Source organism: Thermaerobacter litoralis (assembly GCF_054654595.1).
This window is the reverse complement of sequence record NZ_BAAIES010000005.1, coordinates 48,381-75,348: the sequence shown is the minus strand read 5'-3', so window position 1 is coordinate 75,348 and position 26,968 is coordinate 48,381. Positions and strand designations below refer to the sequence as shown.

Annotated in this window: 29 protein-coding genes; 28 read left to right on the top strand and 1 reads right to left on the bottom strand. The window is 74.0% G+C overall.

From position 1 onward, the window contains the following. The first annotated feature begins 247 nt into the window (after positions 1-247). The 3 genes from ACYQ02_RS03800 (at position 248) to ACYQ02_RS03790 (ending at position 3,466) form a co-directional block, all read left to right on the top strand. Positions 248-700 carry a Tad domain-containing protein gene (locus tag ACYQ02_RS03800; protein WP_460039109.1) on the top strand — a complete coding sequence of 151 codons (453 nt, stop codon included), beginning with the start codon at positions 248-250 and terminating at the stop codon, positions 698-700. A gap of 628 nt (positions 701-1,328) precedes the next feature. After that, on the top strand, positions 1,329-1,727 hold the full coding sequence (locus ACYQ02_RS03795) for a hypothetical protein (protein ID WP_460039108.1): 399 nt from the start codon (positions 1,329-1,331) through the stop codon (positions 1,725-1,727). Between the two features lie 539 nt (positions 1,728-2,266). Next, positions 2,267-3,466 carry a glycosyltransferase family 4 protein gene (locus ACYQ02_RS03790; RefSeq protein WP_460039107.1) on the top strand — a complete coding sequence of 400 codons (1,200 nt, stop codon included), beginning with the start codon at positions 2,267-2,269 and terminating at the stop codon, positions 3,464-3,466. A gap of 256 nt (positions 3,467-3,722) precedes the next feature. Here ACYQ02_RS03790 and ACYQ02_RS03785 read toward each other — a convergent pair whose 3' ends face one another. Continuing rightward, positions 3,723-4,289, bottom strand: a complete 567-nt coding sequence (locus ACYQ02_RS03785) for a hypothetical protein (protein ID WP_460039106.1) — start codon at positions 4,287-4,289, stop codon at positions 3,723-3,725. Positions 4,290-4,344: 55 nt separating this feature from the next. Between ACYQ02_RS03785 and ACYQ02_RS03780 the strand changes: the two genes are divergently transcribed. The 25 genes from ACYQ02_RS03780 (at position 4,345) to ACYQ02_RS03660 (ending at position 25,853) form a co-directional block, all read left to right on the top strand. Beyond that, positions 4,345-4,848: an NUDIX hydrolase gene (locus ACYQ02_RS03780; protein WP_460039105.1), complete on the top strand. Its 504-nt coding sequence runs from the start codon at positions 4,345-4,347 to the stop codon at positions 4,846-4,848. A gap of 180 nt (positions 4,849-5,028) precedes the next feature. Further along, a complete protein-coding gene (gene gcvT / locus ACYQ02_RS03775) occupies positions 5,029-6,150 on the top strand; it encodes a glycine cleavage system aminomethyltransferase GcvT (RefSeq protein ID WP_460039104.1) in 1,122 nt (373 codons plus the stop codon). A gap of 5 nt (positions 6,151-6,155) precedes the next feature. Next, positions 6,156-6,539, top strand: coding sequence for a glycine cleavage system protein GcvH (gene gcvH, locus ACYQ02_RS03770; RefSeq protein WP_460039103.1), 384 nt, complete (start codon positions 6,156-6,158; stop codon positions 6,537-6,539). 16 nt (positions 6,540-6,555) lie between these two features. Next, entirely contained in the window at positions 6,556-7,908 is a 1,353-nt protein-coding gene (gene gcvPA, locus ACYQ02_RS03765) for an aminomethyl-transferring glycine dehydrogenase subunit GcvPA (RefSeq protein ID WP_460039102.1), read from the top strand. Between the two features lie 251 nt (positions 7,909-8,159). Further along, complete coding sequence (gene gcvPB / locus ACYQ02_RS03760; protein WP_460039209.1) at positions 8,160-9,587, top strand: aminomethyl-transferring glycine dehydrogenase subunit GcvPB; 1,428 nt, start codon at positions 8,160-8,162, stop codon at positions 9,585-9,587. 71 nt (positions 9,588-9,658) lie between these two features. Then, positions 9,659-10,165: an adenine phosphoribosyltransferase gene (locus tag ACYQ02_RS03755; RefSeq protein WP_460039208.1), complete on the top strand. Its 507-nt coding sequence runs from the start codon at positions 9,659-9,661 to the stop codon at positions 10,163-10,165. 145 nt (positions 10,166-10,310) lie between these two features. Continuing rightward, positions 10,311-11,429, top strand: coding sequence for a M24 family metallopeptidase (locus ACYQ02_RS03750; RefSeq protein ID WP_460039101.1), 1,119 nt, complete (start codon positions 10,311-10,313; stop codon positions 11,427-11,429). A 28-nt stretch (positions 11,430-11,457) separates the two neighbouring features. Then, entirely contained in the window at positions 11,458-12,018 is a 561-nt protein-coding gene (efp, locus tag ACYQ02_RS03745; protein ID WP_460039100.1) for an elongation factor P, read from the top strand. Between the two features lie 292 nt (positions 12,019-12,310). After that, positions 12,311-13,132, top strand: coding sequence for a CD1247 N-terminal domain-containing protein (locus ACYQ02_RS03740; protein ID WP_460039099.1), 822 nt, complete (start codon positions 12,311-12,313; stop codon positions 13,130-13,132). Between the two features lie 296 nt (positions 13,133-13,428). Continuing rightward, entirely contained in the window at positions 13,429-14,613 is a 1,185-nt protein-coding gene (locus ACYQ02_RS03735; protein ID WP_460039098.1) for an AAA family ATPase, read from the top strand. A 4-nt stretch (positions 14,614-14,617) separates the two neighbouring features. Then, a complete protein-coding gene (locus ACYQ02_RS03730; protein ID WP_460039097.1) occupies positions 14,618-15,133 on the top strand; it encodes a stage III sporulation protein AB in 516 nt (171 codons plus the stop codon). Positions 15,134-15,159: 26 nt separating this feature from the next. Continuing rightward, a complete protein-coding gene (spoIIIAC, locus tag ACYQ02_RS03725; RefSeq protein WP_006904766.1) occupies positions 15,160-15,360 on the top strand; it encodes a stage III sporulation protein AC in 201 nt (66 codons plus the stop codon). 5 nt (positions 15,361-15,365) lie between these two features. Then, positions 15,366-15,755 (top strand): stage III sporulation protein AD, encoded by a 390-nt coding sequence (gene spoIIIAD / locus ACYQ02_RS03720; protein ID WP_460039096.1) that lies wholly within the window; start codon positions 15,366-15,368, stop codon positions 15,753-15,755. 56 nt (positions 15,756-15,811) lie between these two features. Then, on the top strand, positions 15,812-17,260 hold the full coding sequence (spoIIIAE, locus tag ACYQ02_RS03715; protein ID WP_460039095.1) for a stage III sporulation protein AE: 1,449 nt from the start codon (positions 15,812-15,814) through the stop codon (positions 17,258-17,260). A 10-nt stretch (positions 17,261-17,270) separates the two neighbouring features. Next, on the top strand, positions 17,271-18,122 hold the full coding sequence (locus ACYQ02_RS03710) for a stage III sporulation protein AF (RefSeq protein WP_460039094.1): 852 nt from the start codon (positions 17,271-17,273) through the stop codon (positions 18,120-18,122). Then, a complete protein-coding gene (locus ACYQ02_RS03705; protein ID WP_460039093.1) occupies positions 18,109-18,726 on the top strand; it encodes a stage III sporulation protein AG in 618 nt (205 codons plus the stop codon). Before ACYQ02_RS03710 ends, ACYQ02_RS03705 begins: the two co-directional genes overlap by 14 nt. A gap of 13 nt (positions 18,727-18,739) precedes the next feature. Then, a complete protein-coding gene (locus ACYQ02_RS03700) occupies positions 18,740-19,366 on the top strand; it encodes a SpoIIIAH-like family protein (RefSeq protein ID WP_460039092.1) in 627 nt (208 codons plus the stop codon). A 172-nt stretch (positions 19,367-19,538) separates the two neighbouring features. Further along, positions 19,539-19,946: an Asp23/Gls24 family envelope stress response protein gene (locus ACYQ02_RS03695; RefSeq protein ID WP_460039091.1), complete on the top strand. Its 408-nt coding sequence runs from the start codon at positions 19,539-19,541 to the stop codon at positions 19,944-19,946. A 286-nt stretch (positions 19,947-20,232) separates the two neighbouring features. Continuing rightward, positions 20,233-20,775, top strand: coding sequence for an alkaline shock response membrane anchor protein AmaP (gene amaP / locus ACYQ02_RS03690; RefSeq protein WP_460039090.1), 543 nt, complete (start codon positions 20,233-20,235; stop codon positions 20,773-20,775). An 18-nt stretch (positions 20,776-20,793) separates the two neighbouring features. Beyond that, complete coding sequence (locus tag ACYQ02_RS03685) at positions 20,794-21,021, top strand: DUF2273 domain-containing protein (RefSeq protein ID WP_460039089.1); 228 nt, start codon at positions 20,794-20,796, stop codon at positions 21,019-21,021. A 212-nt stretch (positions 21,022-21,233) separates the two neighbouring features. Further along, positions 21,234-21,914 carry a transcription antitermination factor NusB gene (gene nusB, locus ACYQ02_RS03680; RefSeq protein ID WP_460039088.1) on the top strand — a complete coding sequence of 227 codons (681 nt, stop codon included), beginning with the start codon at positions 21,234-21,236 and terminating at the stop codon, positions 21,912-21,914. Between the two features lie 28 nt (positions 21,915-21,942). Next, the gene (locus ACYQ02_RS03675) at positions 21,943-22,851 is read left to right on the top strand and encodes a bifunctional 5,10-methylenetetrahydrofolate dehydrogenase/5,10-methenyltetrahydrofolate cyclohydrolase (protein ID WP_460039087.1); all 909 of its coding nucleotides are present in this window, start codon (positions 21,943-21,945) and stop codon (positions 22,849-22,851) included. A gap of 326 nt (positions 22,852-23,177) precedes the next feature. After that, the gene (gene xseA / locus ACYQ02_RS03670) at positions 23,178-24,386 is read left to right on the top strand and encodes an exodeoxyribonuclease VII large subunit (RefSeq protein WP_460039086.1); all 1,209 of its coding nucleotides are present in this window, start codon (positions 23,178-23,180) and stop codon (positions 24,384-24,386) included. A gap of 165 nt (positions 24,387-24,551) precedes the next feature. Next, the gene (gene xseB, locus ACYQ02_RS03665) at positions 24,552-24,926 is read left to right on the top strand and encodes an exodeoxyribonuclease VII small subunit (RefSeq protein ID WP_460039085.1); all 375 of its coding nucleotides are present in this window, start codon (positions 24,552-24,554) and stop codon (positions 24,924-24,926) included. Continuing rightward, a complete protein-coding gene (locus tag ACYQ02_RS03660) occupies positions 24,927-25,853 on the top strand; it encodes a polyprenyl synthetase family protein (protein ID WP_460039084.1) in 927 nt (308 codons plus the stop codon). The last annotated feature ends 1,115 nt before the right edge of the window (positions 25,854-26,968 follow it).

Sequence of the window (26,968 nt, the reverse complement as noted above, 5' to 3'; positions counted from 1 at the left end):
GGTCGCCCCGGCCGGGACGCCGGCCGGGGCCGGTCCGGCCGGCGGGATGCCGGCCCGCGCCCAGCGTTTCAGGGTTCACAGGGGGTCCGAAGGGGTTGTGTGAAGGAGTCGTGGGGAGGGGCCAGCCGTGGCAGGAGATTGCCCGGAGCAGCGAGGGACGCGAACGCCTGCGGTCCGGCGACCGCCGGGACGGCAGCAGCCGGGCCGGCGATCGGCCCGGGGGAGCCGACCCGCTCAACGGGGAGCGGTGGCCGCCGCCTTCCTCTTGATCATGCCCGTCATCCTGGCCGGATTGGGACTGGTTCTCGACGGGAGCCGGCTGGTGGTCACCCGGGCCAGGGCCCAGGCCGTGGCCGACTTCGCCAGCCTCGCCGGGGCCCAGGAGATCGATGAGGAGGCCTTCGCCCGGGGCGAACCGTCGTTGCTCGAACATGGGGCGGCGGCGACGGCCCGCCGCTGGGCGGCGCAGGGCCTGCAAGAGGCCTTCGGTCCCGGCATCGCCAGCCGGACCCGTATCGAGGTGGAGGTGATCAATGCAACCCCCCAGGCCCCACGGCGCCACCCGTGGAGCGGCCGCCGGGTGGACGACCCGACGGTCGCCGTCCGGTTGACGGTTCCGGTGGACCTGGCGTGGCGCCCTGGCGCCGGAATCGTGCCGGTGACCGTGGCGGCGGATGCCAGCGTGACCCAAGTCCGGTAACGGGCCCGTCCCCGTCACCCTTGAAACCACCCGTCATCCTTGAAACCAATTGTTGTGCCCGCTCTTGTGCCCGATGAGCGTCGCCTTGGATGGGTTGAGGAACGGGTGCCTTTGTATGCCAACGGAACCGGAGTCATCAGGAGGTCGCCTTCCTTCCGGCAGAAGCCGAGGGTGCCATCCCCATCTCTGTTGCGACGCCCGACGTAACCCTTGATATCTCCCCCTTTGCACGTGTTTTGTCTTAAGGTTTCCCCTCCCCATCGATCCTACGGGGCCTGCCGTGGTACGCCAAACCGATGCATCCCGTTGTCACGGGCGTTCGCCTTCAGTGCAGCCCGTTTCGTCGACTTTTGTCCGTTGGCTCAACCGAACCCTGGAAAAGGCATCGAACTGGGAACGCGGGGCGACCCTTGTCCCGCTGATCCATGTCGTCAAAGGCGCATGGCGAACGCATGGGAGCATCGGTTGGTTGGATGGCGTCTCTCCGAAAAGGTATCTCCCTGAATTCCCGTCATGGACGACCCATCATGGAATCTCGATAAAACCCGGATGGTACACCCTTGTTATATTTTCAGGCCGCGTATAATATACACGGGAAGTCCAAATCCGGTTAGGAGTGTGATGGTCGGTGGCCATCGAATGGCTCCGCAAGTCCGATGAGGGTGAGACCCGCAACGCGGGTACGCTGGCGGTCAACATCCTGCCCAATGCCGTCAGTCTTTCGGCTGCCCTGCGCGAGCAGCTGATGACGCAGAACGGCAAGAAGCCCGGCGTGTACGTGCTCTTTGGCGTCAAGGGCCAGAAGCTCGCTCTGGTCCAGGCCCAGCCGGACGATCAGGACGCCTGGTACATCAACCCCAAGACGGGCCGGACCCACAACAAGAAGCTGCTGGCCTTGCTGGCAGAGAAGGGCTTTGGTCAAGGCCGGTACGTGATGGAGTGGAACAAGCGGTCCAAGTGCTACCTCTCCGTCGAGACCCGGGCCATCACCCTGCGCCGTCGCCGGTCGGCCAAGGCCACGGCCTGACGGCGGAGCGGGTTCGCCCCGACGCGGGAAGGCCAACCCCAAAACAGTCGGAAAGGGCGTCAGCCGAAACGCGCGTTAGCCCGACGGGCGTCCGGGCCAAAGCAGGCCCGGACGCCATGTTTTCGACCCGCTCCGCACCAACCCAAGACTCCGGGCGTATGAAACCGGCCGTGAATCATGAGCACCAAACGCCAAACCATGCGCAGCCGCGCCGCCCGGCTGAAGAGCCGCCACCCCACGGTGCGCGCTTCACGGGCCGGACCCATGCCTTGGATCCAGCCCTCCTTCGCCCCCCGTTCGTCCATCCTTCGTCCTTCCTGCGTCCTTCGTCCCAGGGAGCGGGATCGCTGGAACGGAACGCGGCCGCCGCAACGGCAGGCCCGGAAGCGGTATGCTATCCTGGTTCTGGCCTGGTTGCCGCGCCGTTCACCTCTTCCGCCGGGGGCGACGGCGGGCCGGAGGCGGCGAGGGGCGGCGCCGGTGCCGGGCAGGCAGCCGGGCGGCACCGGGTGACCGGCAAGGAGGGCGTGGGCCCGTCCATGCGGATTGGGATGTTCAGCGACAGCTACACCCCTTACATCAGCGGTGTCGTCCGTTCCATCCAGACGTTGCGCCGGGGGATGGAGCGGGCCGGTCACGAGGTGTACGTCTTCGGTCCGCGCTACCCGGAGGGCCTGGGGGAGCCGTCCGATCCCGAGGAAGAGGCGCGGGTGGTTCGCTTCCCGTCGGTGGCGGCGCCCCTCTACCCCCAGTTTCGCATCCCGGTCCCCCGGCAGGCCCAGGTGCGGGCGGCCGTGGACCGGCTGGGTCTGGACGTGCTGCACACCCACACGCCCTTCGTGATGGGCCGCATGGCCCTGGATGCGGCCCGCGCCCTGGGGCTTCCGTTGTGCTTCACCTTCCACACCCGCTACGACGTCTACCTTCGCCACTATGCCCCCGGAGCAGGCTCGGTCCTGGTGCCGGCGTTGAACGCCTACGTGCGTCGCTTCTGCAATGCCTGCGACCTGGTGATCGCCCCGACCCGCGCCATTGGGCGCCAAGTCGCCAGCCTGGGGGTGGAGACGCCCATCGAGGTGGTGCCGACGGGGATCGCCATCGGGCGGTTCGCCGGTGGGGATCCCGCCGAGCGCGTGCGGATCCGCTGCCAGCTGGGGCTGGCCAACGACGATGTCGCCCTCCTATACACCGGCCGGCTCAGCCGGGAGAAGAACCTGGCCTTGCTGCTGCAAGCGTTCCGGCGGCTGGCCGCCCAGCGCCCGGACGTGCGGCTGGTCCTGGTGGGCGACGGGCCGCTGCGGGAGAACCTGGAGCGAACGGTGGCCGAATGGGGGTTGTCGGGCCGGGTCCGCTTGACGGGTGCCGTGCCCCCGGACCGGATCGCCGGTTTCTACCGGGCCGCCGACGTGTACGTCTTCCCGTCGGTGACCGAGACCCAGGGGCTGGTGGTGGTCGAGGCCATGGCGGCGGGCCTGCCCGTGGTGGCCGTGGCCAGCGACGTCTCGGAGGAGGTGGTGGCGGCCGGCGAGGCGGGCCTGGTCGTCCCCGCCACGGCGGACGAACTGGCCGCCGCCTGCCTCCGGCTGGTGGACGACCCGGCCCTGCGCGCCCAAATGGGCCGGGCCGCCCAGCAGGCGGCCCGGGCATACGATAGCGACGTGATCCTGGCGCGCATCCTGAAGCTGTATGAGGACCTGGTGGCCGCTTCCGCGGCGCGGGTCGCCCTGTCCCGGCGGTGAAAGGGCATCACGCCCCGGCTGGGGCGGCCAGGGCCTGGGCGGCGCGCTGGGTCGATGGGGCGAAAGGGCGACGGGCCCGCTGAAGGGGCCGCCCTCGTGCGGTGGAGCCGGCTCCCGCCTGGGGCCCCTGCCGCCGCGGGGGATGGCCGCTGCACAGGCCCGCCGTCATCACGGCTGGCCCCGGGAAACCTTGCTACCGGGCTCCGCGCTTCGGGGCCCCGGGGTGCCGGTCGCCGGCCGCCGCCCCTTCCCGGCGTCAGTCGGCCTCGGGAAGGGACTCCTTGAGCCGCTGGAGTTCCCGCCCCAGCTCCTCCACCTCGCGCCGGGCGAGGTCGAGGAAGAACTCCAGTTCCTCCCGCCGCTGGGGGTCGCCCTGCTCCAGCTGCCGGCGGCACTCGTTGTAGATGTCCAGGGCGCGGTCCACCCGCTCCCGCAGCTCCTCGAGCCGCTCCCGGGGGGTGGGGGCCGCCGCCGGCTCGACCGGGGCCAGGACCGCTTCCAGCCACACCGGACGCGGTCCGATGTCCAGGGCCAGGTAGATGTCGGAGTCCCGTTCCGCCAGGGCGGAGATCAACAGGACCGGGTCGGGGACCTCGGCGGTCCCGATCCAGGCCCGGAACCACCGGCCCGTCCAGATGCGGGCGTGGGGTGTGGCCAGGACGATCCGGACGGCGGCGGGATCCGCCTCGTCGGTGGTGGCGACGAAGTGGAGGCGATCCAGGCGCGCGGCGAGGAAGCCGACCAGCATCATGAGGCCGGGGTGCTGCGGCAACATGCGCGACAGGTTCATCAGGGCGATCATCTTCTCCCGTTGTCGCTCCATCTCCCTCGCCTCCCGTAAATAAGTGTACACCCCACCGGGGAAAGGGGGATCCGGCATGGCAGAACCGGGAACGACCGGGCCGGTTCCACCGGCGGAGGTCGAGTGCCTGACCCTCCACGGGCAGCGGCGCCGCTACCCCGCCCACCAGGTCCGCTTCCGGCCCGCCGTCTACGGCGTGGCGGTCGACGGCGGTCGCGTCCTGCTGGGCCGGTCGGCCTTCACCGGCCGCCTGGACATCCCGGGTGGCGCGGTGGAACCCTGGGAATCCCTCGAACAGGCGCTGCGCCGCGAGTTCCGAGAGGAAACCGGGGTCGAACCCGAGCCCATTGAGCTATTCCACTTCACCGAGAACTTCTTCGCGTTCTTCAACCACCCGTTCCACTCCCTGCGCTTCTACTACCTGGTGCGGGTGCCGGCGGGGGCGACCTTCACCCCCCAGCTGGCGGAGGTGACGGAGATCGGCTGGGTCGACCTGGCCACGGCGCCGGCCGACGCCTTTGCCCCCGGCGACCGGGAGATCCTGCACAAAGCGGTGGAACGGGCCGCCGCCCGGGCTTGAGGCCGGCGTCGCGACCCGCCGGGGGAGGCCGGGCCGCAGCCGCCGGCCTTGGGCCACCGGTCCGGGAGGGAACGGGCCGCCCCGGTGTCGAATGGCACTGCGGTCCGCGCCGGGGGCGGTCCCAGCGGGGATCGCCCGGCGACGCCGGCCGGGACCACCCGAGGGGAAGGAGGACGTCCAGTGAGCGGGGACACCACCGCTGCGGCAGGGGACCTCAAGCGGACCCCCCTCTACGAGGAGCACCTGGCCTTGGGGGCGCGCATGGTCCCCTTCGCCGGCTGGGCGATGCCCCTGCAGTACACCAGCATCATCGAGGAACACCGGGCCGTGCGCAGCGCCGCCGGCCTCTTCGACGTCAGCCACATGGGCGAGATCGAGGTCTCCGGCCCCGGCGCCCAGGAAGCCCTGCAGCGGCTCCTCACCAACGACGTGGGCCGGCTGACGCCGGGCCGCGCCCTCTACACCGTCATGTGCACGCCGGAGGGCGGTGTCGTCGACGACCTGCTGGTCTACCAGCTGGGCGAGCAGCGCTACATGCTGGTGGTCAACGCGGCCAACACCGCCTCCGACCTGGAGTGGATCCAGGAGCACGCCGGCGGCCCCCAGGTGACCATCGCCGACCGCAGCCTGGAGACGGCGCTGATCGCCTTGCAAGGCCCCCGCGCCCAGTCCATCCTGGCCCGGGTCACCGACGACGTCGACCTGGACGCCCTGCGGCCCTTCCACTTCGTCGGCGGCTGGGAGGGGATGATCTCCCGCACGGGATACACCGGGGAAGACGGGTTCGAGATCTTTCTCAGCTGGGACGGCGTGCCCGCCATCTGGCGGGGGATCCTGGCCGCGGGGGAGGCCGAGGGGCTAGTTCCGGCCGGCCTCGGCGCCCGGGACACCCTGCGCTTCGAGGCGTGCCTGCCCCTCTACGGGCAGGAGCTGGACCGGGACACCACCCCGCTTGAGGCCGGCCTGGACTTTGTCGTCAAATGGGACAAGGGGCCCTTCATCGGCCGGGAGGCCCTGCTGCGACAGCGGGAGCACGGCCTCCGCAAGAAGCTGGTCGGCCTGCGGCTGCTGGAGCCCGGCGTGGCCCGCCCGGGTTACCCGGTCCTGGACGAACGGGGGGAGACAGTGGGACGCGTCACCAGCGGCACTGTGGCCCCCACCCTGGAGGCCAGCCTGGCCCTGGCGTACGTACCGCCTTCCCTGGCGGCGCCCGGCCAGCGGCTCGCCGTGGCCATCCGGGGGCGGGCGGTGGCGGCCCAGGTGGTGGAGACCCCCTTCTATCGCCGGCGGCGGGGAGGTTGACGACGGTGGCCCATGAGGTACCGGAAGGCCTGTACTACACCGAGGAGCATGAGTGGCTGCGGGTCGAGGGTGACGAGGGCGTGGTCGGGATCACCGCCTACGCCCAGGACCAGCTGGGGGACGTGGTCTTCGTCGAGCTGCCCCAGGTCGGCGCCGAGTACCGCGCCAAGGAGGCCTTCGGGGTGGTCGAGTCGGTGAAGACGGTCTCCGACGTGTACATGCCCGTCTCGGGGCGGGTCGTGGCGGTCAACCTGGCCCTGGCCGACCGGCCCGAGCTGGTCAACCAGGATCCCTACGGGGAGGGCTGGCTCGTCCGCATCCAGATCCTGAACCGGGACGAACTGGCCGGCCTGCTCGACGCGGCCGCCTACCGGCAGCGCACCAGCTAAGGCAGGGAACGCGACCATGGCGATCGACTACATCCCCCACACCCGGGAGGACCGGGAGGCGATGCTGGCCGCCCTGGGCATCGGGTCCGTGGAGGACCTGTTCGCCGACATCCCGGCGGCCTTGCGGCTCCAGCGGCCCCTCGACCTTCCTCCGGCCCTGACCGAGCCGGAGCTGGTCGCCCACCTGGAGGAACTGGCCGCCGCCAACACCGGGGCGGCTAAGGTCTGCTTCCTGGGGGGCGGCGTCTACGACCACTTCATCCCGTCGGTGGTGCCCTACCTGGCGGGCCGGGGCGAGTTCGCCACGGCCTACACCCCGTACCAGCCCGAGGTGAGTCAGGGGACGCTGCGGGCCATCTTCGAGTTCCAGACGATGATCGCCGAGCTGGCTGGTCTCGACGTGGCGAACGCCTCCATGTACGACGGGGCCACGGCCCTGGCCGAGGCCGCCTTCATGGCCGTCAACCTGGCCCGGCGCGAGCGGATCGTCGTGCTCGGGGGCGTCCACCCCGAGGCGCGGCAGGTGCTGGCGACCTACGCCGAAGGGCAGGGCCTGCCCGTGACCGCCGTGCCCGTCGATCCCCAGGCCGGGACTACGGACCCCCGGGCCCTCGACGAGATCCTGGCGGCCGGCGACGTGGCCTGCGTGTTGATCCAGCAGCCCAACTTCTACGGGTGCCTGGAGCCGGCGCCCGAGATCGCCCGGCGGGCGAAGGCCGCGGGCGCCCTGGTGGTGGTCAGCGCCGATCCCGTCAGCCTGGGCCTCCTGGAGGCGCCGGGCCGCTACGGGGCCGACATCGTGGTGGGCGACGGCCAGGCCCTGGGCCTGCCCATGGCCTACGGAGGCCCCCACTTCGGCTTCTTCGCCTGCCGGGGCGAGTACGTGCGGCGGCTGCCCGGCCGGATCGTCGGCCGGACCGTCGACCGGCAGGGGCGGGAGGGGTACGTCCTCACCCTGCAGACCCGGGAACAGCACATCCGGCGCGACCGGGCTACCTCCAACATCTGCACGAACCACAGCCTGATGGCCCTGGCGGCGACGATCCACCTGGCGGCCCTGGGCCCCCGGGGGCTCCGGCGGGTGGCGGAGCTGTGCCTGCACAAGGCCCACTACCTGGCGGAGCGGATCGAGGCGCTGCCGGGCTTCCGCCGCGTGTTTGAGGCGCCCTTCTTCAAGGAGTTCGTGATCGCCTGCGACCGGCCCGGCCAGGATGCGGCGGCCGCCGCCCTAGAGGCGGGCTACCTGGTGGGCCCCGACCTGGGCCGGTGGGAGCCCGGGCGGCGCGGCCAGCTGCTGGTGGCGGTCACCGAGCGGCGGACCCGGCAGGAGCTGGACGGCCTGGTGGCGGCCTGGGGGGTGAGGTCATGACGGACGACCGCGGCTTGCCGCCCGGGGCCCAGCCGGTGGAAGGCCTTCCCGCCGGCCCCCAGACGCGGCCGGACGGCCCCGGTCCCGAACCGGGGGCAGTGGGGCCGGCGAGTCCCGCCCACCAGCCGGCGGCGGGATCGCTGCCGGGGAGGGCCGGTTCCTCCGCCGGGGTCGGGGCCGGCGAGCCCGCGCCGGTGGGCACCGAGCCGGAACCGCTGATCTTCGCCTACAGCCGGCCCGGCCGGGGTGGGATGGCCCTGCCCGATCCCGACGTGCCGGTGCGGCCGGTGGAGGAGCGGGTGCCGGCGGACCTCCTGCGCCAGCAGGCGCCTGCCTTGCCCGAGGTGGCCGAGGTCGACCTGGTGCGCCATTACACCCGGCTCAGCCAGATGAACCACGCCGTGGACACCGGGTTCTACCCCCTCGGCTCCTGCACCATGAAGTACAACCCGAAGGTAAACGAGCGGGTGGCGGCCCTGCCGGGGTTCGCCGGGCTGCACCCCTACGTGCCCGACGACCTGGCCCAGGGCGCGCTGCGCTTGATGTGGGAACTGGAGCGGGCCCTGTGCGAGCTGGGCGGCATGGCCCGGGCCACCTTGCAGCCGGCGGCGGGGGCCCATGGGGAGCTGACCGGGATCCTGCTGATCCGGGCCTATCACCGGTCCCGGGGGCAGGGGCACCGCTACAAGGTCATCGTGCCCGATTCCGCCCACGGGACGAACCCGGCGACCGCCGCCATGGCGGGCTACAAGGTGGTGGAGGTGCCGTCGGACGCCCGCGGCGGCGTGGACCTCAAGGCGCTGGAGGCGGCGCTGGACGAGGACGTGGCTGCCCTGATGCTGACGAACCCCAACACCCTCGGCCTGTTCGACGAGAACATCCACCGCATCGCCGAACTGGTCCACGGGGCGGGCGGCCTGCTCTACTACGACGGGGCCAACGCCAACGCCATCCTCGGCATCTCCCGGCCGGGGGACATGGGCTTCGACGTGGTCCACTTCAACCTGCACAAGACCTTCTCCACGCCCCACGGCGGCGGCGGGCCCGGTTCGGGGCCCGTGGGGGTGAAGGAGGAGCTGGTCCCCTTCCTCCCGGCGCCCCTGGTGGAGCGGGATCCCGAGACAGGCCGGTTCTACCTGGATCACGACCGGCCCCAGGCCATCGGCCGGATGCGGTCCTTCTACGGGAACTTCGCCATCCTGGTCCGGGCCTACGCCTACATCCGCGCCCTGGGGGCCGAGGGCCTGCGGCGGGTCAGCGAGGATGCGGTCCTCAACGCCAACTACGTGATGCGGCAGCTGGCCGGTCTCTTCCGGCTGCCGTACGACCGGACCTGCATGCACGAGTTCGTCCTCTCGGCGTCGAACCTGCGGGAGCGGACGGGGGTACGGGCGCTGGATGTGGCCAAGCGGCTGCTGGACTTCGGCATCCACCCGCCGACGATCTACTTCCCGCTGATCGTCGAGGAGGCGCTGATGATCGAGCCGACGGAGACCGAGAGCAAGGAGACCCTGGACCGGTTCGTGGCGGTGATGCGGCGGATCGCCCGGGAGGCGGAGGAGGAGCCGGAGGTGCTCCGGCAGGCGCCCCACACCACGCCCGTCGGCCGGCTCGATGAGGCCCTGGCGGCCCGGCGGCCGGTGCTGCGCTGGCGGCCGGGAGAGGAGGCGGGCCGGTGAGGACCGGTGGGGAACGGGGGCCGGAGACCGGGGGGACCGGCACCGGGCCGGCGGCGGGTGGGCCGGCGGCGCTGTGGCCGTGGATCCGGCGGGTGCCGGACTATCCGGTGGCCGGCGTCACCTTCCTCGACATCACCCCGCTGCTGGCCGACGGGCCGGCCTTCCAGCAGGCCCTCGCCGCCCTGGCCGGGGCCGTGGCGGACCTGGTCTTCGACCGGGTCCTGGCCATCGAGGCCCGGGGCTTCATCCTGGGGGCGCCGCTGGCGGTGCGGCTCGGGAAGGGGTTCATCCCCGCCCGCAAGCCCGGCAAGCTGCCCCTGGCGGTGGCCCGCCAGGAGTACCAGTTGGAATACGGGCAGGCGGCCATCGAGGTGCACCGGGATGCGGTGGGCCCGGGCGACCGCATCCTGATCGTCGACGACGTGCTGGCCACGGGCGGCACCAGTGCCGCCGCAGCCGCCCTGGTGGAGCAGCTGGGCGGGCAGGTGGCCGGGTTTGCCTACCTGATCGAAATCGGCGCCCTAGAGGGGCGCCGGCGCCTGGGCGATCGCCCGGTGCGGGTCGTCTTGTCCGCTTGAGCGGCCGGCCCGGTTGTGGCCCCCGCCGGGCCCCCGCCGGGGGCCGGGCCCGGCGGCCCCGGGGGGCCCATGGGCCCCCCGGGGCCGTGGGGCGGCGCAGGACCCTGGCAGGCCGCAGGACTCTGGCAGCAGGAGGCGAAGGAGGATGGCCTTGACCGTGGCCCAGGATCGGGCGGCCCAGACGGCCCGGCGCCTTCAGCGCCTGCGGGAGCGCATGGCCGCCGAGGGGGTCGACGCCCTCTGGATCGGCAGCCCGGCCAACCGCCGCTACCTCAGCGGCTTCTCGGGCAGCTCGGGGTGGCTGCTCATCACCGCCACCGACGCCCAGCTCTGGACGGACTTCCGTTACCTGGAGCAGGCGGCCCAGGAGGCGCCCGGGTTCGAGATCGTGCGCCATGAGCCGCAGGTGCACGCCCATCTGGCCCGCCACCTCCAGGAACGGGGGGTCCGGCGGCTGGGCTTCGAGGCGGACCACGTCCGCTACGGCGAGTGGCAGCGCCTGCGGGCGGCGGTGCCGGAGGCGATCGAGCTGGTGGGGGTCTCCGGCTGGGTCGAGCAGCTGCGCCGGATCAAGGACGAGGTCGAGCTGGCCTGGATCCGCGAGGCCGCCCGGCTGGCCGACGAGGCGCTCCTGGAGGTCCTGGCCGGCCTGCGGCCGGGGGTCACGGAGCGGCAGCTGGCCCTCGACCTGGAGTTTGCCATGCGCCGCCGGGGTGCGACGGCCGCGGCCTTCGACCTGATCGTGGTCGCCGGCCCCCGCTCGGCCTTGCCCCACGGCCAGCCGGGCCCCCACGCCCTGGAGCCGGGCCAGTTCGTCACCTTGGACTACGGCGCCGTGGTGGGCGGCTATTGCTCCGACTGCACGCGGACCGTGGTGGTCGGCCGGGCCACCCCGCGCCACCGGGAAATCTACCGGGTGGTGCTGGAAGCCCAGCGCCGCGCCCTGGAGGCGATCCGGCCGGGGGCGACGGGGGCCGAGGTCGACCGGGCGGCCCGGCAGGTCATCGAAGAGGCCGGGTACGGGGACCGGTTCGGCCACGCCACGGGCCACGGCGTGGGCCTGGAGGTCCACGAGGGGCCGCGGCTCTCGGCCCTGGCGGAGGACGAGCGGCTGGAGCCGGGCATGGTGGTCACCGTGGAACCGGGCATCTACATCCCCGGGTGGGGCGGCGTGCGCATCGAAGACCTGGTCGTCATCACCGAGGACGGGGGCGAGATCCTGACCAGGGTGAGCAAGGAGTTGCTGGAGGTGGGCCTGGCCTGAGCGGCCGGGCCTGAAGGAGGTTGGGGCGATGATCGAAGCAGGGGATTTCAAGAACGGGATGACCGTGCTGATCGACGGGCAGGTGCACCAGGTCCTGGAGTTCCAGCACGTCAAGCCGGGGCGGGGCCAGGCCTTCGTCCGGGCCAAGATCCGCAACCTGGAGACGGGGGCCACGGTGAACCGCACCTTCCGTCCGGACGAGCGCTTCCCGCCGGCGCCCATCGAGAAGCGGGAGATGCAGTACCTTTACGAGTCCGACGGCCAGTACTTCTTCATGGACACGTCCACCTACGACCAGGTGGGCCTGAGCACTGCCCAGCTGGGCGAGGCGGTCAACTTCCTCAAGGAGGGCATGGTCGTCAAGGTCCTCCAGACCGGCGAGAAGACCCTGGGCGTCGAGCTGCCCACGGCCGTCGACCTCAAGGTCGTGGAGACGGAACCCGGCGTGCGGGGCGACACGGCCCAGGGCGGGTCGAAGCCGGCGCGCCTGGAGACGGGGGCCGTGGTCCAGGTGCCCCTCTTCGTCAACGCCGGCGACGTGATCCGGGTCGACACCCGGACCGGCGAGTACGTGGAGCGGGTCTCTTGACCCGCCGGGATCGGAGCGGCGGGGGACGGCCGGTCCCCGGGAGTCCGCGGCCCCCCCAGCGCCCGCAAGCCCCCCGCCATCGGGGTGCCCGTTCCTCAAGGGGGCTCCACGCGTTCCTTCACCGCCCGGCAGGCGGGTGCGAATCCGGCGCCCGCCCGCCGGGCACATTTGTATGGAGATGGCTCGGCCCGCCGCCCTGGGACCGGGCCGGGGCACCGGCGACGGGGCGGCGGCCGGCGGGGGTCGAGGCAGGACCATGCCCTCGACCAGGCACGCGAAGGGGGGCAACGCCATGGGCCGTTTGCGCCAGCGGGTGGCCTACCTCAACGGACTGGCGGCCGGCCTGAACCTGTCCGGCCAGTCGGCCGAAGGCCGGGTCCTGGCGGGGATCATCGAGGTGCTCGACGCCATGGCCGAGGAGATGGAGCGCCTGGACGGCCGTCTCGGCGAGCTGGCGGAGTACCTGGGCGAGCTGGACCAGGACCTGTTCGACCTGGAAGAGGCGGTCAGCGGCGAGGACGACGACGAGGACGAGGACGCCTTCTGGGACGAGGAGGACCTCGCGGACTGGGAGGAACCGGCCGGGGCCGGTGCCGAGGGCGACGCCGGCGACGCGGCGCCGGCCGACTTCGAAGGGGCCGTGGTCTTCGACTCGGGCATCCCCACGCGGGTCGGCGGGGAGGAGGCACCTCGGGCTCGGGCCAGCGGCCCGGCGGGGACGGGGGGGCGCGGCGGCGCGGGCGGTGCCGGGGACGACCGGCTGGTTGACGGCCTGCTGCTGGAATGCCCCCACTGCGGCACCCGCTACGCCGTCGCCATGGAGGAGCTGGAGTTCGACCGGGAGCCGGAAGAGGACGAGAACGAGTTCGAGTGGGTTTGTCCCAACTGTGGCGAGGTGGTCCACGACTTCCTCCCCGATGCCGACCCCGACGACAGCGAAGACCCCCTGGAGGCCGGGGCGCAGGGTGCGGCCCGGAACCACCGGCCCGCGGGCGATGGGGCCGGCACCGGGATGGACGGCCGGCGGGAGGCCGGGACGAACGCGGCCCCCGTGGCCGCGGGGACGGCTGCCGGCCCCGTGGCCGGCCCGGCGGCGCCCGTCGCACCCTTCTGATCCCTTCAACCCGTTCCCGTTCACCCCGATCAACCGCCTTCTGGTCCGTGGGACCGCTTTCAACCGCATCGCTGCGCGCTCGCCAGGCCGCCCGACCCCGGGCGGCCTGGCGTCTTGAAGCGCCCCTTGGCCATACCTGCCGCCGCCTGCCTCGCTCTGCCTCGGCCGCCCGGTACGGGCGGGCGGCGATCGGGTCCCCAGATGGCTGGGGATCGGAGACGAAGGTGGCGGGTCCGGTGTTAAAGGGGTCAAGCCCCTCATATACCTGGGAACGAGGTTGGACAGGGGGCAAGCCCATGGTCGCCTACGGTACCCCGATCCCAGGGCAGCCGCGCCGGACGGCCCGTCTCCTGCCCGGCGCCGCCCTCCCCGGCGCCACCGGACCCGCCGCCCGCAGCGGGCGAGCCATGTCGTCTCGCCAGCGGGCGGCCGAGGGCGCGGCGGGCGCCAGCCTGGCGGCGGCGCCGGAAACGGGCCGGGCCGGAGAGGGGCCCCAGGCACCCGATGCGGCCTGGGACGCCCTGCTGCAGTCTCTGGCTCCCTCCCTGGCCGACCGGCTGGCGCGGCTGGCCCCCCAGGTGCAGGGGCAGGTCGACGAGGTGCGGGTCGTGGCCGGTGCACCCCTCTGGGTCCTGCTGGCCGGGGGCGAGGGGTTCGTCGACGCCGCGGGCCGCCTGGTCCCGCAGCCCGGCCAGGCGCCGGCGGTCACCGCCGCCGAGGTGGCGGCGTGCCTCGAACGGATGACGGCCAGCTCCTGGTACGCCGTTCAGGAGGAAGCCCGCCAGGGGTTCCTCACCCTGCCCGGCGGTCACCGGGTGGGCCTGGCCGGCGAGGTCCAGGTGGACGGCGGCCGGATCGAGCGGTTCCGGCGGGTGGATGGGCTGGTGATCCGGCGGGCCCGGCCCGTCCCGGGGTGTGCGGTCCCCCTGCTCCCCCGGCTGGTGGAACCCGGCCCGGGGGCCCCGCGCCTGGCCAGCACCCTGGTCATCGGGGCCCCGGCCAGCGGCAAGACGACGCTGCTGCGGGACCTGGCCCGGCTGGCCAGCGCCGGTCTGGCCGGCACCCTGGCCCCCCAGCGGGTGGCCGTGGTGGACGAGCGGGGGGAGCTGGCGGCGGGTGGCGCCTTTGACCTGGGGCCGCGGACGGTGGTGCTGGCCCACTGCCCCAAGGAGACGGGGATCCCCCTGGCCCTGCGCGCCCTCTCCCCGGAGGTGCTGGTCACCGACGAGCTGGGCGGGCCGGGCGACGCGGCCGCCGTGGCCGAGGCGGTCCACGCCGGGGTCACCGTGGTGGCGACGGCCCATGCCGGCAGCCCGGCGGACCTGGAGGCCCGCCGCCAGCTCCGGGCCCTGGAGGCCACGGGGGCCTTCCGGCGGCTGGTCCAGCTGGCCCGCCGGCCACGGCCGGGCACGGCCGTGGCGGTCTACGCCCGGGGGACCGGCGGCCGGTGGATCGCCCTGGACGGCGACGGCAGGGGGTAGGGCCATGGGCTGGTTGGGCTTCACCCTGGTCCTCCTCGCCTGTTCCACCTGGGGGTGGCAACGGGCGGCCGAGCTGGCCCGGCGGCCCGGGGAGCTGCGGGTGCTGCGCAGCGCCCTCCAGGCGCTGGAGAGCGAGATCGCCTTCGGGGTGACGCCGTTGCCGGAGGCCTTTGCGCGGATCGCCGGGTTCTACCCCGATCCGGCCGCCACCCTGTTCCGGCGGGCGGCGGGCCGCCTGGCGCCGCCGGAGCGCCGGACGGCGGCCGCCGCCTGGGAGGCGGCGGTGGAGGAACTGGCCCGCTACAGCGCCCTCACCCCGGAGGACTGCGGGGTCCTGCGGGCCCTGGCGCCCTACCTGGGGGCCACCGACCGGGACGACCAGGTGCGCCACCTGCACCTGGCCATGGCCCGGCTGGAGGCGGCCGAGGCGCTGGCCCGGGACCAGGACCAGCGCTGGGGCCGGATCTACCGGTATGGCGGGATCCTGGCGGGGGCCTTCATCGGGCTGCTGTTGCTGTAGGGGGCGCGAGGGGAGGAGGCGCGGCGGTGATCGACCCCAACCTGATCCTCCGGCTGGCCGGCATCGGCATCATCGTCACCGTGGTCTACACCCTGCTGAAGACGGCGGGACGGGAGGAGTACGCCTTCACCGTCCTGCTGGCCGGGCTGGCGGTGGTGCTGTGGATGACGGTCCAGGTCATCGTCGAGCTGTTCGAGACGATCCAGAACCTCTTCGATCTGGGCTGAGAGCCATGACCATCGCCCAGGTTGTCGGCATCGCCCTGGTGGCCAGCGTCCTGCTGGTGCTGCTGCGGCAGGCGCGGCCGGAATGGGCGCTGCTGCTGAGCATCGTCACCGCCGTGGCCGTGTTCCTCCTGCTGGTGGACGACATCGCGGCCGTTCTGCGGGTGTTGCAGCAGGTGGCGGACCGGGCCGATCTGGACGGCCGCTACACCGCCACCCTGCTGAAGATCGTCGGTGTGGCCTACCTGGCCGAATTCGGCGCCCAGCTGTGCCGAGATGCGGGGGAGTCGGCCCTGGCGGCCAAGGTGGAACTGGCGGGCAAGGTCGTCATCTTGCTGCTGGCCGTGCCGATCCTGATGGCGGTTCTGGAGCTGCTGGTGGGATTGCTGCCGGCCTAGCCGGCCGGCGGGCCGGGCCGCCCGGCGGACCGGGGTGCGGACGTGAGGTGGGGCGCATGCCCGCGGTGGGTGGGAAGGGAACCCAACCGGTGGCCGTGGGGACGGGGTTGGCCGGCGGGACCGGCCGCGGGCCCCAGGCCGGTCCTTGGGGGCGTGGGGGGCCGGCCGCCCGGGGCACCGGGCGGCGCCGGGCGAGCCTCCGCTGGGAGGCGGTCCTGACGGCGGCTCTGGCCCTCTTGATCCTGCCCTTCCTCCCCGGCAGCGGCGCCCCGGCCGGGGCCGCCGGGCCGGCCCCGGGCCATCCAACCACCGCGGCCGCCACCGGCGAAGAGGCCCCGCCGGCCGCCCCCGTGCTGGACGGGCGGGAGGACCCGGCCCCGGAAGGCGAGCCGGCCGGCGGCACCCTCGACCTGGACCGGCTGGCCCAGCGCCAGTGGGAGGAGACGGAAGGGGCGGCCGGGTTCCTCCAGGCCCTCGACCGGGTCCGGGAGCAGGTGGGCGAGGCCCTGCCGGGCCTGGACTGGGAGTCGACCTGGCAAGCCCTGCGCCGGGGGGAGCTGCCCTGGGACGCCGGGGACATCCTGGGCGCCCTGTTGCGGGCCCTGGCCGGCGAGGTGGTCACCAACGGGGGCCTGCTCTTGCGGCTCCTGGTCCTGGCGGTGCTGCTGGCCGTCCTGCAAGCCATCGAGAACGCCTTTGACAACGAAGCGGTGGCCCGGGCGGCCTACGCCGTCACCTACCTGGCCCTGATCGCCCTGGCCCTGGTCAGCTTCCGCGACGCCCTGGCCGTCAGCCAGCAGGCGATCCAGGGGCTGGTGGACTTCCTCCTGGCCAGCCTGCCGGTGCTGCTGACCTTGATGGCCGGTACCGGCGCCCTGGCCACCGCCGGGATCCTCCATCCCCTGGTGGTGGCGACCGCCCACACCACCAGCGTGATCGTCGGCCAGTGGGTCCTGCCGCTGATCTTCCTGGCGGCGGTGGTCGACATCGCCGGCCACTTCCCGGTGGGCACCTCCCTCTCCGGCGTCTCGCGCCTCCTGCGGCAGGCGGCCCTGGTCCTGCTCGGCCTGGCCGGCACGGTGTTCCTGACGGTGGTGGCCATCCAGGGGGCCGCGGGGACGGTGGCCGACGGCATCGCCCTGCGGACGGCCAAGTACCTGGTGGGGACCTTCATCCCCGTGGTCGGCGGCATGCTGTCCGATTCGGTGGAACTGGTCGTGACCTCGTCGCTGCTGCTGAAGAACGCGGTGAACCTGCTCGGCATGCTGGCGGTCTTCGCCCTGGTGGTGTTCCCGCTGCTCAAGCTGGTGGCCCTGGTCTTCGTCTACCGGCTGGTGGCGGCGGCGATCCAGCCCGTCGGCCCGGGCCATGTGACGGCGGCCCTGCAGTCCATGGGCGACCACCTGGTCCTGGTGGGCGCGGCCACGGCGGTGGTGGGGCTGATGTTCTTCATCGTCCTGGCCGTCATGCTGGCCGCCGGCAACGCCGCCGTGATGATGCGCTAGGAGGCCGGCCATGGGGGCGCTGAGCGAGTGGATCCGGCAGGTCGTCATGGTGCTGATCCTCACCGGGCTGGTGGAACTGGCCCTGCCCACGGGGGCCATGCGCCGCTACGTCCAGGTCGTGCTGGGGCTCCTGGTCCTGCTGGCCGTCATCCGGCCGGTCCTGGCGTGGCTGGGCAGCGAGCCGGCGGACCTGGTGCCGGCGTGGCAGCGGGCGCTGGCCGCGGTGGAGGGCGAGGGCGGCCTGGCCGGCGGCACCGGCGCCGGCCCGGTTGACCGGGCGGACCTAGAGGCCGCCCGGGACCGGACCCGGAGCCTTGCCCTGGATCTGCATCGCCAGCGGCTAATCGCCCTGGTCCGGGAGGAGGTGCGGGCGACGGTGGGGGTCGAGCCCCTGGCCATCGACCTGGATCTGGTGACGGACCCCGCTTCGCCGCGGTGGGGGGCGGTGCTGGGGCTCACCCTCCACCTGCCCGCCGCCCCGGGGGCGGGAACCGGACCTGCCCTGCCGCCGGCGGGCGACGCCGGGGGGAGCGGCATCCAACCGGTGGAGCCGGTGCGCATCGGCCCCATCACCTCCGATGTCGGGACGGCCGGTTCGGGGGAGGCCGGTGCCGGTGGCCTGCCCCCACCGGGTCCGGAGAAGGGGACCGGGGCCGCCGGACCGGCCGGATCCACCGGCGGTGGCCCCGCGGCGGGGACGCCGGCCGCTGGCGCCAGGGGCGCCTGGGATCCGGCCCAGCGCCAGGCGCTGAGCCGGCAGCTGCAGCAGGTCCTGGCGTCGCGCCTCGACCTGAACCCGGCGGCCATTCAGGTGATCTGGGTCGAGGCCGTGGAGGGAGGTGACGGCGGTGGCACACGGTGACGGCCGGCGGGCCGGCCTGGCCCTGACCCTGGACTGGCGCGATCCCCGCCGCCGGCAGCAACTGCTCCTCGCCGCCGCCCTGGTCGTCGGCGTGGGGCTTCTGGTGGCCGGCCAGTGGCGCCAGGGGGGGCCGGGATCCGTTCCCAGCATGGCACCGGTCCGGGCCACGGCCCCCCCTGCCACGGCAGCGGCCGCCAACCCCCTGGAGCCCATGGCGGCCGACCTGGCCGCCCGGCTGGAGGCCATCCTCTCGGGGGTCCAGGGGGCGGGTCGCGTCCAGGTGGAGGTGCACCTGGCCCGGGGGCCTCGCTACCAGTACGCCGCCAACCAGGTGTCCACCGAACGGCGGATCGAGGAACAGGATTCCGGCGGGGGCCGCCGGACCACCACCGAGCAGCGGGATGAGCGGCAGCTGCTCCGGGGAGGGGGGGACGAACAGGCGCTGATCACCGAGGTCGACGCCGTGGAGATCGCAGGGGTCCTGGTGGTCGCCGAAGGGGCCGCCGACCCCGACGTCCGCGCCGCCTTGACCCAGGCGGTGGCGACCTACCTGCACCTGCCCCTGCACCGGGTGATGGTGCTGGCAGGGCAACCCAAACCTTGAGGGGGGTACAGGGATGAGCAAGGTGCAAGCGGCATCGCCGGCGCGCTTCCTCGTTTTCCTGGTCGTGGTGGCGGTGGTCTTCGCCTACATCGCCGCCAAGTGGGACGACTTCAACCACCAGAGCGCCCTCTACCAGGGCGGGACCGGCACCGTGAGCCTGGACCAGCAGGGCCTGGGCACCACGGACATGACCGGTTCCGACACCGCGGGCGGCAGCGCCGCCCTGCCCGGTGACCAGGGGACCTCCGCAGGCGCCGAAGGCCAGGCGGGCGCCCTGCCCGACGTCCAGGCCGGCAGCTTCGCCGAGCTGCGGGTCCAGCGGACGGCGATCTACGACCGGCAGGTGGAGCAGCTGCAGGCCATCGCCAACGACCCCAACGCCAGCGCCAGCGCCCGCGAGCAGGCCCAGCAGGCCCTGGTCCAGCTGACCCAGCGCCAGGGGGTCGAGCAGCAGATCGAGCAGCTGATCAAGAGCAAGGGCTATGAGGACGCGGTGGTCTTCGTCTACGACCAGGCGGCCATCGTGGTGGTCAAGGCCGACCGCTTCGCCCAGGCGGACGCGGCCCGCATCGCCGACATCGTGCGGCAGGTCACGGGCATCGGGTATGAGGGCATCCGCATCGTCACGCGGAACAGCTGAGGGACCGTGGGGGACGAACCGGCGGAGCCGGCGGCCCGAGGCGCCCATGCCCGGCGGCCGCCGTGGGGGACCGCGGCAACCGCGGCCTGGCCGCGGTTGCCGCGGTCACTGTATAATGACAGCGCTGCGGCGGTTCCCGGAGCCGGCCCGCACGGCGCGGGAGGTGGCGTGGATGGAGGAGCAGGGCGAATTCCTTCCCCTTCCGGGTGAGGACGAGGGCGGCCACATTCGCATCGCCAGCGAGGTGGTCAGCGTCATCGCCGGGATCGCCGCCATGGAGATCGACGGCGTGGCGGGGATGGCCAGCGGCGGGTTGGTGGGCGGCCTCTCGGAGATGCTGGGCTGGAAGAACCTCGGCAAGGGCGTCAAGGTCGAGGTCGGCGAGCGGGAGTGCACCATCGACCTGTACATGATCGTCCACTACGGGGTGCGCATCCCCCAGGTGGCCGAGCGGGTGCAGGACAACGTGAAGCGGGCCGTCGAGACGATGACGGGCCTGCGGGTGCGCGGCGTCAACATCCACATCCAGGGTGTCGCCTTTCCCGAGGCCCAGCGGGAACTGGAGGCGCGGGCCAAGTAGCGGGCCGCGCCCGCCAGGGTCGCCGGGGCAGATCCCGGCCTGAGGCGGACCGGCGTCGCCCCACTGTCCGGCCGGCCCGCCGGCGCCGGATCCCGTGGGGGCCGCCGGCGCCGGCGGCGACCCCCTGAGGCGCCCCGGTGAAGCAGGGGTCCGGGTCCGGTGCAGGGGCCCTCCGGCCGTCCTGCGGCCGGTTCGGACAGGCCCCGGTCCACCGCCCGCCACCCGCGGGACGGGGCGGCCCGTTCGTCCGGCGATTTCCCACCCCACGCCCAGAGGGGGGCGGCCGATGGGCCCGTGGAACGCGGCTCTGGCGGTCTTGAACTCGTTGCTGCTGGCGGGAGTGGGCGCGGTCCTGCTGGCCGCGGCCCTAGCCGGGCGGCTGCCGGCGGGGCTGCTGCCCGCCGGTTGGGTGCCCGCGCCGGGCCTGGCCGGCGGCTGGGTGACGGTGGTCGTCGGCCTGTTCTTCCTGCTCAGCGGGCTCCACGTGACCTACCACGCCCTGCGCCCGCGCCGGCGGGACGCGGTCTCGGCGGCGACGGAGCTGGGGGAGGTGCGCACCGCCCTGGCGGCCGTGGAGGAGCTGGTCCGGCGGACCGGCCTGCAGGTGGCCGGCGTGCGGGAGGTGCGCCCGCAGGTCCACGCCACCCGGGACGGCATCCGCCTGCGGGTCCGGGCCGAGGTGCTGCCTGATCACCCCATCCCCGACGTGGCGCCCCAGCTGCAGGCGCGGTTGCGAGAGGCGGTGGAGACCATCGTCGGGGCCCGGGTGGCCGAGGTCCGGGTGGTGGTGGAGCGCTTTGCCGGCGAGCGGCGCCGGCGGGCCGAGTGACCGGGAGGCGGTGGGGCCGTGGAGGAAGGCCGGGGGTTCTGGCAACGCCATGCCGGCAAGGTCACCGGCGCCGTGGCCGGGTTCCTCATCGCCCTGCTGGTCAAGTGGATCGGCTTGGGCTGGACCCTGCTGGGCCTGGCCCTCGCCTGGGTCGGGCTGCAGGTGGGCAGCCGCATCGACGAGGGCGACTGGGAGTGGCCGGAGGGCTGGGAGCGCTGGTGGAACCGGTGGAGCAGGCGGGCCTAGGGCCCGTTCCTCCCCCGGACCGTGGGCGCCGGGGTTCCCTCCCCCGCTCCGTCCAGCACGGCGGCGACGGGACGGGAGGGGCCGGCAGGCCGGCGGCGGGACGGGCGAGGGGTCACCTGCTGCGGGCGGAGCAAGCGGCGGCTGGGCCGGGCCACCGGCTTTGGGCGGGGAGACCGGCGGCCGGCGACGACCGGCAGGAGGTGAGGGCACCGTTGGGTGGAGGTCACGGCGCGAGCGCCACCGGCCCGCGACGCCGCGGCCGGGAGATCGCCCTCCAGGTCCTCTTCCAGTGGGAGGCGGCGGGCAATTCCCTGGAGAACGGCCTGGAGTGGGCGGCGGCCGAGTACGACCCGGGGGAGGAGGTCCTGGCCTTTGCCGCGGAGCTGGCCGGCGGGGTGACCCGGCACCGGCTGGACATCGACGGGCTCATCGCCCGCTACGCCCGCGACTGGGACCTGGAGCGCCTGGCCCGGGTCGATCGGAACATCCTCCGCTTGGGGATCTACGAGCTCCTTTACGCCGGTCGCGCCGACGTGCCCCCGCCGGTCGCCATCAACGAGGCGGTGGAACTGGCCAAGCGCTACAGCGGGGAGGAGGCGGCCCGGTTCGTCAACGGCATCCTGGGCCAGCTGGCCCGTGACCGCGGCCTGGCGGCCGACGGCGGCCGCGCCGGGACGGCCGGGCCGGAGGCCGGCGGCGCCGCCACCCCGGAGGGCCGTGGGGGGCCCGAGCCGGCGGCTGCCGGGGCGCAGCGCGGGGTGGGACCCGGGGTCCCGCATCCCGCGCCCCCGGGGGAGGGGGCGCGGCCGGGGGACGAGGCGGGAAGGGGGCCCGGGATGCGGCCCCTGGCGGGGGTGCCGGCCCCCGGCGGCGAGGAGGCCGGCCCCCGCTAGCCGGCCTGCGGGAGGAGGAGACCGGGACGTGGCCGATGGAGGACTGTGGGACGGCCGGCCCGTGGCGGCGCGGGTCCGGGCGGCGGTGGCCGCCCGGGCCGCCGCATTCCAGCGCCGGCACGGCCGCCCGCCGGGGCTGGCCGCGGTGGTGGTGGGGGACGACCCGGCATCCCACCTCTACGTCCGCAACAAGGCGCGGGCCTGCCGGGAGGCCGGGCTGTACTCCGAGGTCCACCACCTGCCGGCGACGACGTCCCCGTCCCGGTTGCTGGCGCTGGTGCGCTGGCTGAACGGGCGGCCCGACGTGGACGGCATCCTGGTCCAGTGGCCCGTTCCGGGCGGCATCGACTATGAGGCGGTGCTGGCGGAGGTGGACCCCGCCCGGGACGTGGACGGCTTCCACCCGGTCAACACCGGCGCCCTCTGGCGCGGCCGCCCGCGCCTGGTCCCCTGCACCCCCCTGGGCATCCTGCTCCTCCTGCGGGCGTATGGGGTGGCGCCCCAGGGCCGGCGGGCGGTCATCGTCGGCCGGAGCCCCATCGTCGGCCGGCCGCTGGCGGGCCTGCTCTTGCTGGAGGACGCCACCGTCACCGTGTGCCACTCGCGGACCCCGGACCTGGCCGCGGCGACCCGCGCCGGCCAGATCCTGGTGGTGGCCGCCGGCCGCCCCGGGCTGATCGGCGCCGAGCACGTCCAGCCTGGCGCCGCCGTCGTCGACGTGGGCATCAACCGCGTCGAGGGGCGGGTGCGGGGTGACGTGCGCACGGAGGAGGTGGCGCAGGTGGCCGCCGGCGTGACGCCCGTGCCGGGTGGCGTGGGGCCGATGACGGTGGCGATGCTGCTGGCCAACACGGTGGAAGCCGCCTGGGCACGGGCCGAGGGGCGCGAGCCCGACAGCCTGGGCGCCTGGCGGGCCCTCGGGGAGGCGGGGGCATGACGGGACCGCGGCCGTTGCCGTCGGAGGCGCCGGGCCCCGGGCCGGCGGGGGACCTTCTTCCGGCTGCCCCGGACCGGGGTCCGCGGGCGCGCCCCGGGATGTGGCCGGCGGCCGGGCCGCGGGCGGCCGGAGCCGCCGTCCCCCCGGGACCCGGGCCGGAAGGACCGCCCGGCCCGGGAGGGGAGCGGGTTCCTCCGCCGGACCGGCCATGGGGGTGGGGGACCACGCCCCGGCCGGGAAGCGGCGGGACCGGCGACGGAGGCCGCCCCGCCCCCACCGGCCCGGTCGCGCCGGCCCGTGGCGTCCCGGGGCTCCTGGTTCCGGGGGTGCTGACGGTCTCCGAGCTGACGGCCCGCATCCGGCAGCGGCTGGAGACCGATCCCCGCTTGCGGGAGGTTTGGGTGCGGGGCGAGGTCAACAGCTTCAAGCGCCATTCCTCCGGCCACCTCTACTTCACCCTGCAGGACGAGGGCGCGGCCCTGCGCTGCGTGATGTTCCGCAGTGCCGTCCGCAGCCTCCGCTTCACGCCCGAGGACGGCATGGAGGTCCTCGCCCTCGGCCGGATCGGGGTCTACGAGCCCGCGGGCAACTACCAGCTCTACGTGGAGGCCCTGGAACCGGCCGGCCTGGGCGCCCTCTACCTGGCCCTGGAGCAGCGGCGCCAGCGGCTGGCCCGGGAGGGCCTGTTCGACCCCGCCCGGAAGCGGCCCCTGCCGGCCTGGCCCCGGTGCGTCGGCGTGGTGACCTCCGCCGACGGGGCGGCGCTGCGGGACATCCTGAAGGTGGCCCTGCGCCGGAACCCGCGGCTCGCGGTGGTGGTCGCCCCCGTTCCCGTCCAGGGCGACGGGGCCGCCGAGGCCATCGCCCAGGCCATCGCCCGGTTCAACCGCTGGGGAGGCGCCGACGTGCTTATCGTCGGCCGCGGGGGTGGCGCCCGGGAGGACCTCTGGGCCTTCAACGAGGAGGTCGTCGTCCGGGCGGTGGCCGCGAGCGCGATCCCCGTCGTCTCGGCGGTCGGCCATGAAGTGGACGTGACCCTGTGCGACCTGGCGGCCGACGTGCGGGCCCCGACCCCGTCGGCGGCCGCGGAGCTGGTGGTGCCCGAACGGGGGCCCATGGAGCGCCGGCTCGGCGATCTGCGGGGACGCCTGGAGGCGGCGGTCCGCCGGCGGCTGGAACGGGCGCGGCGGCGCCTGGATGAGCTGGCCGGGCGGCCGGGCCTGCGCCACCCGGCCCAGCGAGTGGAGGCCTGGCGGCAACGGCTGGCCCACCTGCACCAGGCGCTGGCGCGGGCCGCGGCCTGGCGCGTCCAGGGGGAGCGCCGGCGGCTGGCCGCAGCCGCCGGGCGGCTCGAGGCCCTGAGTCCCTTGGGGGTCCTGGGGCGGGGCTACAGCGTCACCCGCACCCTGGACGGGCGCATCGTCAGCGACGCGACCCAGGTGGCCCCGGGAGAACGGGTGGAGATCCTCCTGGCCCGGGGCCGGCTGGAGGCGGAGGTCGTGGCGAGCCACCCCCCGGCGGAGGAGAATGGATGAACCATGTCGCCACAGCGAAAGGGCAAACGCCAAGGGAATCCCAGCGGCGAGGATGCACCGGTGCCGGTCGGTGTCCCGGACACCCCGCGGGCCCAACCGTCTCTAGGGGAGGGCAACGGGGGTCTCCCCCCGGCCCCGGCCGCGCTCCGGCCGGATCGTCCGGCCGTGGACCCGGATGGGACCCCGGAGGAACCGGCACCGGGGGCCGGGGCGGCCGTCCCGGAGCCGGCGCCCGCCGCCCCGGGGCCCGCCGGCCCAGACGGCGCGGAGCCGCCGGCCGGCGGCGGTGCGGAGCCGCCCTTCGAGGCCATGCTGGAGGAACTGGAGGCCATCGTGGCGCGGCTGGAGGCGGGGGACGAGCCCCTCGACCGGGCCCTAAGCCTCTTCCAGCGGGGCATCGACCTGGTGCGCCGCTGCAACCGGTTCCTGGACGACGCGGAACGGCGGATCCAGTGGCTGCTGGAGGACGAGGCGGGCAACCTGCATACGGTTCCCGCTCCAGAGCTCGACCCGGCAGCCGGGGAAGGCGGATGGCGGTGAATGGCTGAGGACACGAAGGGGGCGGCGGCCCCCTGGCGCGCGGAGGTCGAGGCGCTGGTCGCCCGCGCGCGGCAGGCGCTGGATCGGGTGCTGCCGCCGCCGACGACGCCGCCGGCGCGCATCCATGAGGCCATGCGCTACAGCACCCTGGCGGGTGGCAAGGCCTTGCGCCCCCTGCTGGTGATGGCGGCCGCCCGCTGCATCGGCGGGCCGGCGGCTGTGACCCCGGCAGTGGAGCGCGCGGCCGCGGCGGTGGAGCTGGTGCACACCTATTCGCTGATCCACGACGACCTGCCCGCCATGGATGACGACGACATGCGCCGGGGCCAGCCGGCCAACCACGTGGTGTTCGGCGAGGCCATGGCGATCCTGGCCGGAGACGCCCTGCTCACCCTGGCCTTTGAGGTCCTGGCCACCCTGCCCCGCTGGGGTGCCGATCCGGAGACGACGCTGCGGGTGATCGAAGAACTGGCGGTGGCCGCGGGCACCGCCGGCCTGATCGGCGGCCAGGTCGACGACCTGGGGGCGACGGCAGGCGCCGGCCTCGACCTGGCCGGCCTGCGGTCGATCCACCGGCGGAAGACCGGCGCCCTGTTCCGGGCCTCGGTGCGCCTGGGCGCGCACTTGGCCGGAGCCGGGGACGCCGAGCTGGAGGCGCTGACCCGCTTCGCCGAGGCCTTCGGCGAGGCCTTTCAGATCGTCGACGACATTCTGGATGTCACCGGCGATGCGGCCGAGATCGGGAAGCCCGTGGGCAGCGATGCCCGCCAGGGCAAGGTGACGGTGCCCGGCCTGGTGGGCCTGGAGACCGCGCGCCGCCTGGCCGCCGAGGCCACCGAGCGCGCCATCGCCAGCCTGGAGCCCCTGGGGCCGCGGGCCGGTCTGCTGGCGTGGCTCGCGCGGGAGCTTTTGGAGCGCCGGCGCTGACGGGATGCTGCATCAGGGATGGCAGGATCTGGCGGATCCGGGCGCGAATCGGTCCTTGCGCACAGCCAGGCGGCGTGGTATCGTGCAAAGCCTGCGCGGCGCTGGCGGTAAACCTCCCAAGGCGGCGCCGGGCTGCGGCGGCGCCGGGCTGTGGCGGCGCCGAGCCGCACCCCGGCCGGCTGGTGGCCGTGGTGGCCGGCGGGCGGGGCAAGACGCGCCACCGGGCAACGGCCGCTGCCGGTTCGTCCGCCGAGGGGCATCCGGGGTCGCCAGGGACCGCAGTGCACCCGGCATCGACCGCGATGCGGCCGCCATGGACCGCGATCCAGCCGGATCGCCGTACGGTACAATGGAGGGCAGGCGGGCACGACGGGGACGATAAGTTTTTTGCGATTTTGGCAAGCCGGAGGTCTGACGGTTTGCCGTGGCAAATTTGAGTTTGAACCGTGGGTGGCGCAGTATCCTAGTCGGCACCCATGCTTCTGAAGGCGGGCCTAAAAATCCGCCGTACGGGCACATCGATGAAGTTCCTGGTGGTGGCTGCCGACGCCCAGTCGGGGGTCGCTGCTGGGAGTTAAGGGGCCGGGGCGATCTGCAAAGGCATGCAGGCGTTGACCCTGACCCCGCGGAGGCCCATGGCCGTGGCTGGGCGCAACGTCGTACCGCTATGGCATGGGGTATGAACCTGCATGCGGGATGACCGTGTGCAGCGTAGCCTGCCCTGCGTGGGCCGGGTGGAGGCGGCAGCAGGGTCGCCGGTTCCGGTGGGCCCCCGGGCCGGTGGCTTGCGCTGAAACCCGGTCTGCTAAACGGGCTAGGAAGCATGGGGAGCCGTCGGGGAAAACCCCTAGGCTGTTTCCCGCACGGGAAGGCACGCTGGGGATTACAGTGCGCGCTAAGTGGCAATCTAGCCCTGCCGGCGGCGACGCGGCAGGCTGGCCGCGCGAAGGGAAACCGCCGGGCCGGCGACGGCCCGGTCGGCCAGTGGGAAAGCCTGCTAGACCTCAAGCCGCAACGTTTACTCAGCGTGCTGCCACCTGCGGTACCCTTGGCCCAGTGGAAGGATTCCGCTCGGGCCGTTTGTTTCTCACCTTGGAGGGATGGCGGGTTGGCGC